General features: G+C 38.7%; 13 protein-coding genes. All 13 read right to left on the bottom strand.

What is annotated here, in order from left to right; all coding sequences use genetic code 11:
- Positions 1 to 271: 271 nt before the first annotated feature.
- Entirely contained in the window at positions 272 to 1,732 is a 1,461-nt protein-coding gene (locus tag AC6CHR_RS18705) for a tetratricopeptide repeat protein (protein ID WP_498250530.1), read from the bottom strand.
- A gap of 533 nt (positions 1,733 to 2,265) precedes the next feature.
- Positions 2,266 to 2,895 (bottom strand): bifunctional phosphoribosyl-AMP cyclohydrolase/phosphoribosyl-ATP diphosphatase HisIE, encoded by a 630-nt coding sequence (gene hisIE, locus AC6CHR_RS18700; RefSeq protein ID WP_498250529.1) that lies wholly within the window; start codon positions 2,893 to 2,895, stop codon positions 2,266 to 2,268.
- The gene (hisF, locus tag AC6CHR_RS18695) at positions 2,892 to 3,650 is read right to left on the bottom strand and encodes an imidazole glycerol phosphate synthase subunit HisF (protein ID WP_498250528.1); all 759 of its coding nucleotides are present in this window, start codon (positions 3,648 to 3,650) and stop codon (positions 2,892 to 2,894) included. The genes hisIE and hisF overlap by 4 nt, the downstream gene beginning before the upstream one ends.
- Positions 3,647 to 4,384 carry a 1-(5-phosphoribosyl)-5-[(5-phosphoribosylamino)methylideneamino]imidazole-4-carboxamide isomerase gene (gene hisA, locus AC6CHR_RS18690; RefSeq protein WP_498250527.1) on the bottom strand — a complete coding sequence of 246 codons (738 nt, stop codon included), beginning with the start codon at positions 4,382 to 4,384 and terminating at the stop codon, positions 3,647 to 3,649. The genes hisF and hisA overlap by 4 nt, the downstream gene beginning before the upstream one ends.
- Positions 4,385 to 4,386: 2 nt before the next feature.
- Complete coding sequence (hisH, locus tag AC6CHR_RS18685) at positions 4,387 to 5,010, bottom strand: imidazole glycerol phosphate synthase subunit HisH (protein ID WP_498250526.1); 624 nt, start codon at positions 5,008 to 5,010, stop codon at positions 4,387 to 4,389.
- Positions 5,011 to 5,012: 2 nt separating this feature from the next.
- Positions 5,013 to 5,603 (bottom strand): imidazoleglycerol-phosphate dehydratase HisB, encoded by a 591-nt coding sequence (gene hisB, locus AC6CHR_RS18680; RefSeq protein ID WP_498250525.1) that lies wholly within the window; start codon positions 5,601 to 5,603, stop codon positions 5,013 to 5,015.
- Between the two features lie 13 nt (positions 5,604 to 5,616).
- The gene (gene hisD / locus AC6CHR_RS18675) at positions 5,617 to 6,885 is read right to left on the bottom strand and encodes a histidinol dehydrogenase (RefSeq protein ID WP_498250524.1); all 1,269 of its coding nucleotides are present in this window, start codon (positions 6,883 to 6,885) and stop codon (positions 5,617 to 5,619) included.
- A gap of 4 nt (positions 6,886 to 6,889) precedes the next feature.
- The gene (hisG, locus tag AC6CHR_RS18670) at positions 6,890 to 7,495 is read right to left on the bottom strand and encodes an ATP phosphoribosyltransferase (RefSeq protein WP_498250614.1); all 606 of its coding nucleotides are present in this window, start codon (positions 7,493 to 7,495) and stop codon (positions 6,890 to 6,892) included.
- 25 nt (positions 7,496 to 7,520) lie between these two features.
- Positions 7,521 to 8,687 (bottom strand): ATP phosphoribosyltransferase regulatory subunit, encoded by a 1,167-nt coding sequence (locus AC6CHR_RS18665; RefSeq protein ID WP_498250523.1) that lies wholly within the window; start codon positions 8,685 to 8,687, stop codon positions 7,521 to 7,523.
- Between the two features lie 295 nt (positions 8,688 to 8,982).
- On the bottom strand, positions 8,983 to 9,510 hold the full coding sequence (locus AC6CHR_RS18660) for an acyltransferase (protein WP_498250522.1): 528 nt from the start codon (positions 9,508 to 9,510) through the stop codon (positions 8,983 to 8,985).
- Positions 9,510 to 10,151: a pyrophosphatase PpaX gene (gene ppaX, locus AC6CHR_RS18655; RefSeq protein ID WP_498250521.1), complete on the bottom strand. Its 642-nt coding sequence runs from the start codon at positions 10,149 to 10,151 to the stop codon at positions 9,510 to 9,512. The genes AC6CHR_RS18660 and ppaX overlap by 1 nt, the downstream gene beginning before the upstream one ends.
- A complete protein-coding gene (locus AC6CHR_RS18650) occupies positions 10,141 to 11,088 on the bottom strand; it encodes a nucleoside recognition domain-containing protein (protein WP_498250520.1) in 948 nt (315 codons plus the stop codon). The genes ppaX and AC6CHR_RS18650 overlap by 11 nt, the downstream gene beginning before the upstream one ends.
- Before the next feature lie 234 nt (positions 11,089 to 11,322).
- Positions 11,323 to 12,141 (bottom strand): prolipoprotein diacylglyceryl transferase, encoded by an 819-nt coding sequence (lgt, locus tag AC6CHR_RS18645; RefSeq protein WP_498250519.1) that lies wholly within the window; start codon positions 12,139 to 12,141, stop codon positions 11,323 to 11,325.
- Between the last annotated feature and the right edge of the window lie 213 nt (positions 12,142 to 12,354).

The raw sequence follows: 12,354 nt of genomic DNA, 5'->3' as shown, positions 1-12,354 counted from the left end.
TAAAACTTTAAACAACAATCTTTTTAAAAAAAGTCTTTCTACATTGTTTTATCTCTTCTACCTTATAAACATCGTATAAAATATAAACGTTTCATGCCATTTATTTGCTCACGGACTAGGAAGGAAGCTTAATGACCTATCAACCTTAAAGGATCATCTATCATTCGACAAAATTCGAGTGTTTTTCGACTAATACAAGCAGACACAAAAAAACCGCCAAGAGCCTATTCACAGCTTACTTGGCGATTCGAGAATCGATAAATGATGAATATCAGGTCTCATCCACAATGGAGATTTCTCTTACAATTCTTACATATTTCCCAAGCGACGATACCGATACATCATACATATCCGCCACTGTCGCTTGACTTATCGACTTGTTTTTTTTGTTTTTCCAAACATAGTCTAATGCTGCTGCCCATCCAAGATGATTTTTTAATGTTTGATCATTATTATAAGCAAGCCCTAGTATTTGTAGAGAAAACAGCATCATCTCATCCTGCTCACAATGAACAAATAGTTCTTTTACAATATGATAAAGAGAGGTCACTTCGTTAGACGAACGAAAATCCTTCGATAAAACAAGTTTAATAAATTCTTTTTCCAATCGTGATTGTGGAACAGTTGATACCTTGTAACTATTAATTTGATCATAATTATTCATTTCTGAAGCAAGGAAAATCCCATATAAACGCTCTTCTAGTGTCATATTTTGCACTCGTTGATCGTCTAAACTGTCTACATTCCATGGCTCAGAGCCAGCTTTGTCTTTGTTTTCCTTTAAAACACGCTCCCACATTTGCTCTGAAAATGCGACATGACCTGTAAAATACGCAGCATGTGAAAGCCAGTAATAAAAGGTATCATCGCCTTCAAAACCTTGTTTGTGTAAAGAGCGAAGCCATTTATAGGCAAGTGGATAATAGCCGACTAAAGCAAACGTTGCCCCTAATTTATAACGATGCTCATATAAAAGTGGATAGACTGTTGATAATGTTTTGGCAAGCTCTGCTACCTTCTCGTCCTGCCGTTCATAGTAATGAAAGACTAATAAATTGCAATAAGCATGGAGATTGCCAGGATTTTGTTCGAGTACAATGTGCAAATAATCTTTTGCCTTATCAACTTCACCAACGTAAAAATAGGCTAGTGATAAATTATTATGGGCAGACCAAAATTCAGGATACTCGACAACAATTTCTTCTAAAAGTAAAATAGCATCGTCAAATTGACTATTTTCGAGAAGCGTTTTTGCTGCATCCTGTTTTAAAATTAAATCATCTGGGTCCTTTAAAAACGGATCCTCACCATCGTCCTCCATCGTCAAAAGGTCGATTAAATCTTCATTCTCTTCTATAAATTCACCAAATGGTTCCTTATTCGCATATTCAGTTGCACACTTGTATGCTTCCTGAAATAATCCAAGATGTGCATAATTGTTTGCCATAAAGTAGTGACACTCTGTCAGATCTTTATCAACTTCATCAAGTATTGTTAAAAGCAATTCATTTGATTGGCTATAGTTTCCCATATCTGTATAGATTGTTGCTAGTTGGGATAGCTTGATTGAGTCTTTTGGATCTAACTCAACTGCCCTTTGCAAATATTTGCTTGCCTTTTGAAAGTTTTGCTCACGATAAGCCTTTAGGCCTTTATTATAATAATATTGTCCATCTTGGAGAAACGGGACAATCTGTGCTTTTTGTTGTTGTTTGCTCAATTGTTTTCCCACCGAAATCCTCCATTTCATTCATTTCACCGTACGTTAGTATACCATAAGATAATGGTCAACAATAGTGGTTACGTAAATATACGATATTCACAAAGTTATCCGCACTTTTTACATTACGAATTATGTCGATTAAAGTCGATATAATAGTAAATTTGAATGATACGATGGATTGGTCGGACAATAAAACTTAAAACCCGTTAAGATATGCCGAAAATCAGTTGAAAAAGAGCCCAGCTGGACGATTTCTCTAAAAGTATAGCTGGCTACATAAATGAACGCAAAAAAGACTCACATTACGAGTCTTCTTACTAATAACCTGTTTTCACCAAGGTTGTGTTGTTTTACGTAATAAGTAAATCTCTACAGATTCAGCCTATCTTCGTGCTCTTTTCGTTAAATGACGCTGATATCCCTTTAGAGATCGCTTCTATTTTCATCTTTATTCATACTAGAGCAACACACTTTTAGAAAAGAGCCTAAGAATAAGACATAATTAATCGCTTAGACTCTTGGTGCGAAGCTATTTGCATAGATTAGTTTTTTGTAAGATGACGTTCTTCTAATACTTTTAATACTTCATCCAACGGGAGTTTTTGCTCTCTTAACAGAACCAAAACGTGGAAGAATAAATCGGCTACTTCCCATTTCAATTCCTCAGCATCTCTATTTTTTGAAGCGATGATAACCTCAGATGCCTCTTCTCCGACCTTTTTAAGGATTTTATCGACACCTTCGTTAAATAGATAGGTTGTATAAGAGCCTTCTGGAAGTTCATTTTCGCGTTTGGCAATCAGTGATTCAAGTGTGCTTAAAATTTGGAACCGGTCTTGATTAACGGATACTTCTTGTTTATCAATTGTTTCACTAAAGCAAGTGTAAGCACCAGTATGACAAGCAGGACCTGCTGGGTTAACCAATACTAACAAAGCATCTTGATCACAATCATATCTCATCTCAACTACTTTTTGGATATTACCTGATGTGCCACCTTTGTGCCAAAGTTCTTCTCTTGAGCGACTATAAAACCAAGTTTCCTTCGTTTCAAGAGTCTTTTTTAAAGAGTCCTCATTCATATAAGCTAACGTTAAAACCTCTTTGCTTGCCGCATCCTGTACGATTGCTGGAACTAGTCCATTTTGATCAAATTTAATTGTCTCAATCATCGTACGTTCACCCCCTGTTTATCTAAGTAATCTTTTACTTCTTGAACAGATGTTTCTTTATAGTGAAAAATAGAGGCTGCTAATGCTGCATCTGCTTTTCCTTCATTAAATGCATGTAAAAAGTGCTCGGCATTTCCAGCTCCACCTGAAGCGATAACTGGAACAATTACCGCTTCACTTACTGCTTTGTTTAGCGCAATGTTAAATCCGTTCTTCTCACCATCACTATCCATGCTTGTTAACAGAATTTCACCCGCACCGCGTTTAACGGCTTCTTTTGCCCACTGAACAACTTCCCATTCGGTTGCTTTTCTTCCACCGTGCGTATAAACTCGAAAGCTTCCTAATTCGTCGTCATACTTCGCATCAATCGCCACAACGATGCATTGCGAACCAAAGAAGTTTGCCCCTTCAGAAATAACCTCTGGGTGTAGGACAGCTGCAGTATTTAAAGATACCTTATCTGCACCAGCTCGGAGGATTTTTTTCATATCCTCTAATGAGTTGATACCACCACCAACTGTAAATGGAATTGCAAGCTGTGCTGCTACCTGTTCAACAACGTCGACCATCGTCTTACGGCCTTCATGTGAAGCAGAAATATCAAGAAAGACAAGCTCATCTGCACCTTCTTGATCATAGTAGGTTGCAAGCTCAACAGGATCACCAGCATCCCTAAGTCCTAAAAATTGTATCCCTTTTACAACTCTACCATCTTTTACATCTAAGCATGGAATAATTCGTTTTGTAATCATGATGAACATCCTACCTTTAAAGCTACAGGTAAACTAAATTGATTTGTGTAAAGTGCCTTACCGATAATGGCTCCTGCTACACCTTCACCTTTATACTCAGATAGTGTTTCTAAATCTTTAATCGAGCTTACGCCACCTGATGCAATCACTTGTTTTTTTGTTTCCTTTGCCATCTCAACGATCGCTTCAACATTTGGTCCTGAAAGCATTCCATCTGTTGCGATATCGGTAAAAATAAATACCTCGGCACCTGCTTGAGCAAGCTCCTTACCAAGTTCGGTTGCCTTTACATTTGAAGTGTTTAGCCAGCCTTCTGTTGAAACATACCCATCTTTCGCGTCGATGCCAATGGCAATTTTCTCTCCAAATGTAGCGAGCATTTTTTTAACAAAATCGGGATTTGAAATTGCCGCACTTCCTAGGATCACACGGTCAACACCGTTAGATAAATAGAACTCGACATCCTCTTCTGTTCGAATCCCTCCGCCAATTTGAATACGTGCTGAAAGCTCTTTTGCCGCTTTTATTACATGTGCGTGGTTAACAAGCTTACCTGCCTTTGCTCCATCAAGATCAACCATATGAATCCAGTTTGCTCCTTGATCATCAAATTGCTTGGCCATATCAAAAGGGGAATCACCATATACCGTTTCTTTGTTATAATCACCCTGTAGCAATCTGACACACTTTCCGCCCCGCATATCGATTGCAGGATAGATAATAAATTGGCTCATCGTTATTTTCCCTCCACAATGTTAATATAGTTTTTCAAAATTGCAATTCCGAGATCACTACTCTTTTCAGGATGAAATTGTGTGCCATAAACATTCCCTTTTCCAACAACAGCTGGTACCTCGACACCGTAGTCAGCAGTGGCTATTAGGCTATCCGATTGCTTTGCATCAACATAATAAGAGTGTACAAAATAGGCATACCCCTCATCTACCCTCGCGAGTAATTGATTTTCGTTTTTGACCGTTAGATTATTCCAGCCCATATGTGGAACTTTAAAATTCGCACCATTAAGCGAATCAGGAATTTTAACAACTTTACCTGGTAATAGCGATAGTCCCTTTGTTAATCCGTTCTCTTCACTTTCATCAAATAAAAGCTGCATACCCAGACAGATTCCGATAAGTGGCTTACCTTCTGCAACAACTTTTTGAATAAAGCTAGCAAGACCTGTTTCGTTTAAAATCGACATTGCATCCTTAAATGCACCGACTCCAGGGAGGATATAACCATCGGCTTTATCTAGCTCATCCTCGTTATGTGAAAGGATATAGTCAACATTCATTCGTTCTAATGCTTTGCTTACGCTATACAAATTACCCATTCCATAATCGATAATTGCGATCATTTTTATAACATCCCTTTCGTGGAAGGAAGCTCTCCCTCAATTCGGGGATCTACCATTGTCGCCTCATCTAATGCTCTAGCTAATGCTTTAAAAACTGCCTCAATAATGTGATGAGTGTTCTGTCCATAATGAACAATAACATGTAGGTTCATTCGCGCTTCAAGTGCAAGCTTCCATAAAAACTCATGAACATTTTCCGTGTCAAATGTTCCAACCTTTTGACTTGGTAGCTCCCCTTTAAATTCAAAATGTGGTCGATTACTTAAATCAACAACTACCTGTGCTAGTGCCTCATCCATTGGTACAAATGCACTGCCATAGCGCTTAATTCCCCTTTTATCACCGAGAGCTTCACGTAAGGCTTGCCCTAAGCAAATTCCAATATCCTCTGTTGTGTGATGATCATCAATTTCAATATCACCATTTGCATCAACGGATAAATCAAATTGACCATGCTTCGTAAAAAGATCAAGCATATGATCCATAAACGGAACATCTGTCTTTAGTGATGACTTTCCTGATCCATCAACATTGTATGTTAACGATATTTGCGTTTCTTTTGTCTGGCGATTTACTGAAGCTGTTCTTGACATAAGATTACCCCCCTTATTTTAACCTTTCCTCTATTGCACGTGCATGTGCTTCCAAGCCTTCTAGCCTTGCAAGCTTTGCTACCTTTTGATAATGATTTAGAAAGGCTTGTTCACTATATGAAATAATACTAGATTTTTTCATGAAATCATCGACATTTAGCGGACTTGAAAAACGGGCTGTACCGTTTGTTGGTAGCACATGGTTTGGACCAGCAAAATAATCACCGATAGGCTCTGAACTATATCGTCCTAGGAAGATTGCTCCAGCATGCTTAATATCATTTAAAAGAGCAAATGGATTTTCAGTTAGAACTTCAAGATGCTCTGGTGCTAGCTCATTGACGACAGCGATTGCTGTGTCAAGGTCTTCGGCTACGTAAATATGTCCGTATGTATCGATCGACGCTTGTGCAATCTCTTGTCTTGGTAACAAGGCAACTTGTTTCGCTACTTCTTCACGAACCTCTTCAGCCTGCTTCATTGATGTTGTGACAAGGATACTAGATGAATTTTTGTCATGCTCAGCTTGTGATAATAAATCAGCAGCAATCTCATTTGCTCTAGCAGTTTCATCACTTAACACAACAATCTCACTTGGTCCTGCGATCATATCAATATCAACATTGCCAAACACTTCACGTTTTGCAAGAGCAACAAAGATGTTACCAGGCCCCATTATTTTATCTACAGCAGCAATAGAATCTGTTCCATAAGCTAAGGCAGCGATCGCTTGTGCACCACCAACTTTGTAGATTTCAGTGATTCCAAGCTCTTTTGCAGCCACAAGAACACCTCCCGGTAACGTTCCTTGACTTGTTGGCGGTGAGGTAATGACAATACGTTTCACACCTGCTACCTGTGCTGGAATAACGTTCATTAATACAGAGGAAGGGTATGCCGCTGTTCCACCAGGTACATAAACACCAACTGCGTCTATAGCCGTTATTTTTTGGCCGAGCATTGTTCCTTCATCATTGTAGCTAAACCAAGATTCACGTTTTTGTTTTTCGTGAAATGAACGAATATTGACTGCAGCTTCACGGATAATCTCAACTAGTTCTTCATCTAAATCTACGTATGCTTGAGAGAACTCTTCTTCGGTTACTTTTAAACTTGAAAGGCTTACTTTATCAAATTTTTCTGTATAGGAAAAAAGCGCTTGATCCCCTTCTTTTTGAACAGTAGTAATAATCTCTTGGACTACTATTCTTTGTTCTTCTGTTCCAGTATCAATTGTTCGTCTCAGCGAAACCTTCTTATCAGTAATACGAGTGATTTTCATCATACTAACCTCCAATTACTTTCGATAACCGTTCAACTAATTCATCAATAGGCTCATCCTTCATTCGATAGCTTACTGGATTAACTATTAACCGGGAAGTAATGTCACATATATGTTCAAGCTCAACTAAGCCATTTTCTACTAATGTACGACCCGTTGAAACAATGTCAACGATCCGATCAGCTAGGCCGATTAAAGGTGCTAATTCTATAGAACCATTCAATTTAATAATCTCAACCTGTTCACCTTGCTCACGGAAGTAACTTGACGCGACATTTGGATATTTTGTGGCAACCTTAGGTGCAACATCAGTTATCTTCGCATTTGGTAGCCCGGCTACAGCTAAATAGCATTCACTGATTTTCAGATCAAGAACCTCGTACACATCACGATCTTCCTCTAACATAACATCCTTACCCGCAATTCCTACATCTGCAACACCATGTTCAACATAGGTAACAACGTCCATTGGTTTTGCTAGGATAAATCGAATATTTTCATTTGGAACATCGAGAATTAACTTTCTTGATTCATCAAATTCTGGGGGAAGCTGATAATTGGCTTTTCGAAGCATATCTGCCGCTTCCTCAAAGATTCGCCCTTTTGGCATCGCAATCGTTAGTATATTTGTCACCTCACAGCTCCTCCTTCCTAGAACCTATATAATAAACAACCTCTTCAAACTGCTTTGTAAAGGCATCGACATCTTTTATTCCGGTAATGTCCTGCATGACAACTCGCTTATTACTTTTTCGTAGCTCAGCGGTATGAATGATGGCTTCTGAACGACGTTCCTGACTGTAAATTACACATTGTAGCTTCTGTTCATCTGAGACATTTAGAGCTTGTATTAAATGATCAATTCGCAACCCAAATCCTGTTGCTTGGGCAGCACAGTTGAACTTTTCAAATAAATGGTCATATCGTCCACCACTACCGATTGCAAAGCCGACATTGTCTGCATACACTTCAAATAAGATCCCAGTATAATAGCTCATATGACTAACAATATTTAGATCCAATTTTAAGTAGTCTGTTACTTGAAAGGCCTCTAATGTAGTCCATAGCTGGTTGATTTCTTCTAATGATTCCCGAGCAACTTGAGAGGAAACTAGCTCCTTAGCTTCTGTAACCTTACCAATACCACCACGCAGTTTTAATAATGTTAAAAGGCGCTCTTTGTCAATTGAAGATAACGGTAATCCTTTGACATGCTCTTTGTAGCCAACATAATTTTTTTCATATAAAAATCTTCTTAACACATCAGCTCGCTCTTGATTTCCTAATACTTCGTTGAATAAAGCATTTGCAAAACCAATATGGCCGATCGCTATCTTAAAGTTTTCTAGGCCTGCCTCTTTAAGTGTCGCAACCATCAAGGCAATGACTTCAGCATCAGCACTCGTAGTACCATCGCCAATTAACTCCACCCCCACTTGTTCAAACTCTGCAGGCCGCCCACCTTCACGCTGTTGTGCACGATACACATTTGCAGAGTATGCTAGGCGTAATGGATAGAGACTGTTATACAATTTAGAAGCAGCCACACGAGCAATTGGAGCTGTCATATCTGGTCTAAGTACCAAGGTATGTCCCTGCTGATCTAACAATTTAAAAAGCTGCTGATCAAGGATTGCCGATTGAACCCCAACTGTTTCATAGTACTCAAGTGTAGGTGTTTCAATAAATTGGAAACCCCACTGTTCAATAATCGTTGTCATTGCATGACGCGTCTTCTTCTTCACTTCATATAGATTTGGTAGTGTATCTACCATTCCAAGCGGTTTTTCAAACATAAACATGAGTCTGTACCCCCGTAATGAATACTAATATTAAAAATCATAAGGTTCATATACATTAATTAAATTTTCTAAATCCTTTATCTCGCTAATATGCTAATATATTACCAAAGTGAAGTAAGATTATCAAGGGATTTTATTTAGAAATACTCTCTTTATGCATTTAAATTGATCATCTATTCTGACTATTCTGTAGAAACTGGCCCTATTTAATAAAATGAAGATAAACGAACGTTTGATTAAGTCCGTTTCCCAACTATTAGCTACCTGTTAACAAATCAAATCTAAAAAAAGACCACTAGTCTCTACTAGCAGCCTCTTCATCCCTCTTTGCCAGTTCTTCTTTTGTATAAATAATCCTCATAGGGTTTCCACCAACAAAGGCTCCGGCTGGTACATCTTTATTTACAAGAGTGCCGGCTGATACGATTGCACCGTCACCGATAACGACTCCAGGTAAAATCGTAGAATTAGCGCCAATTAGCACCTCATCACCAATCTCCACATTGCCAAGACGATATTCCTTGATTAAATACTCATGAGCTAGAATCGTCGTATTGTAGCCAATCACAGTATTTTTACCAACTGATATCTTTTCCGGAAACATCACATCAACCATCACCATTAAGGCAAAAGATGCCTGATCGCCGACATTCATTTTTAACAATGTACGGTACATCCAATTTTTCATATTTAGAAAGGGCGTATACCTTGCAAGCTGAATAACAAAGAAATTTCGAACAACCTTCAAAAATGGCACGGTTTTATATACATGCCATAATGAATTTGCTCCAGAAACCTGATACCTAGTCGTATTTCTGCCCATTATTCCACTCCGATGATTGGTAATAGGTCACTCATTTTTTCAAGTAAGTAATCTGGGTTGTAGCTACTAATATACTCTCTACCTTTAATACTCCAAGAAACACCTGCTGTTTTCGTTCCCGCATTTTGTCCAGCTACAATATCATGGTGGTTATCGCCAACCATAATCGCTTGCTCAGGAATTGAACCAAGCTGTTCTAATGCTTTTAAAACAGGCTCTGGATGTGGCTTTGCATGGTCAACATCATCTAACGTGACCACGACATCAAAAAACTGATCCAGCTTTGTAAGCTTTAAGCCCATATTAACGGTCGTACGTATTTTCGTCGTTACAATCCCAAGCTTATAGCCTTTCTCCTTGAGCGTCTTAATCGTCTCAAAGACCGTCTCAAATTCAGTGACAAGGAGATCATGTTGTTCGTGATTGAATTTGCGGTATACCTTGACCATTTCTTCCATTTTTTCTGCATCTATGCCACCAAATGTATCGTAAAGAGTTGGACCGATAAATGGTAAAACGTCCTCACGATTGTACTGGTTTGGATAGAATGAATGTAGAGTGTGAAGAAATGATTCGATGATTAACTCGTTTGTATTAATTAACGTACCATCTAAGTCAAATAATAAAGTATCAATGTTCATAAGACGCATCCTTTCTTCTTGGTGTTGCTTCAACCCTTCGCCATATCCGCGAAACCGTGATTGTTAATAGAATCGCAACAACTAGTCGGATCGCTAGCAATGGCCAGACGGGAATTCCTAATGGAATAAAAATAAGTGTATCCTCGACAACAGCATGACAGGAAACAAGAAAAATAAATGCTATCGTTAAATCCTTCTTGCTAACACCATCTTCTTTTACCGCCTGAATCATTACACCTGCCCCAAATGCTAGGCCAATTGTAAGTCCAGCCACTAATGTCATCGATGTATTTTCCTTCATTCCTAGTATTCGCGTAACAGGTGCCATCCATTTAGTAAATAAAGTTAGTAATCCATAATCCTTTAAAAATTGGATCGCAATCATTAGAAGTATAACGATACACGCAAGCTGAATGACTCCTATACTTGCCTTTTGAATAGCTAACCCAATAATCTCTAACCAGCCATTTGGAACGGCTTCGGTTTTGCCAACAAAGCCGTATTCTGCAACTTCACTGCCTCCTTGCCATACAAGGTTAATGACAATCGCTGAACCAAATGCAAGACCAAGCCTTACGATTAAAATAACCCATAATTTGAGACCAACTTTCGCAGCTACCGTTGATTCAATCAATAAATTATGTGAAAACGAAAGCATCATCGCTAAAATAAAGACCTCTTTCACCGTTAAATCAAGCGTTAAAATTGCGCCAATTGCTGCGTAAAGATTAAGAAAGTTACCAATGACTAACGGTATGGCTGCTTCTCCTGATAATCCAAAAATCCCCATAAGCGGACTGATCAGTTTTACAATCCAATCTAATACAGGCGTGTGTTGCAAAAGACTAACAAGTAACGTAATCGGAAAAATAACCTTCCCTAATGTCCAGGTTGTCTGAATTCCAGACTGAAAGCCCTTCTTTAAACTGCTTCCCACAGCCAACCCCCCTTGAAGTAAAATAAGAAAAGCGCAAGCGCCTTGTTCAGCCCAGACAAGCATAAGTCACTAAGGAAATGAAGGTGATCTTTCCTTCAATTCCTTAGTGACTTATGACTCGAGGGGCTAGGCGCTGGAGCTAGACACCAAAACTATGTAAATAGATTCTGGTCTTATAGAAAAGCGCAAGCGCCAACAGATTATTAGTCAACTCCAAGTATGACTACCTTTACTTTATTGACCAGCATCCAAATACCTTGCTTTTGAATAACCTTTATAGCGACGGAAAATGATGACTGCAATAGAGATAACAATTAACACAATCGAGATGACCTGTGCAATTCGTAAGGTCTCAGTCAGCATGAGACTATCTGTTCGGAGCCCTTCGACGAAAAAGCGACCAACCGAATACCAAATCACATACGTTAAGAAAAGCTCACCTCGTCTGAAGTTGGCTTTTCTTAATAAGATCAAGCCGATAACACCTACTAAGCTCCAAAGAGATTCATATAGGAAGGTAGGGTGATAATAAACACCGTTAATATACATTTGATTGACGATAAAGTCTGGTAAAAATAAGCCTTCTAAAAACTCTCTTGTAACCGGACCACCATGTGCCTCTTGGTTCATAAAATTTCCCCAACGACCAATTGCCTGACCAAGAAGTATACTTGGGGCAGCAATGTCTGCAAGCTTCCAAAACGAGATGTTCTTCACTTTAGCGTAAACTGCACCTGTTATAAGTGCCGCGATTAAACCACCATGAATCGCAAGTCCACCATTCCAGATCTTGATGATATCCCCTGGATTTTGAGAATAATAGTCCCATTGAAAAATGACATAGTACGCTCTTGCTCCTAAAATAGCAATTGGAATCGCAAACAGCACAACATCTACGAATGTATCCTTATGTAAACCTCTTCTTTCACTTTCCCTTACAGCAAGAAAAAGTCCAAGTAAGGCTCCAACCCCAATAATGACCCCGTACCAGTGAATTTGAATAGGCCCTAATTCAAAGAATACTGGATTAAGAGGTGTTAAGCTCTCTTCCATCTCTCCAACTCCTTACTATCTATTTTTAGCGATCTTTTATGTAGGCTCTTATCTAAAAGATTGTTGCTCTAGTACGAATAAAAATCGGTTTTTGGACGTTTATGATCTAAATTGAAGCGATCTCCATAGGGATATCATAGTCATTTAGCGAAAAGAGCACGAAGATCTATTAAATCGTGTACATTAGTATTTTTTGCGAAAGAAACATTTCAA

The sequence above is a fragment of the Metabacillus sp. GQ13 genome (assembly GCF_059758525.1).
The sequence above is the reverse complement of the archived record's forward strand: the minus strand, read 5'-3'. Positions and strand labels throughout refer to the sequence as shown.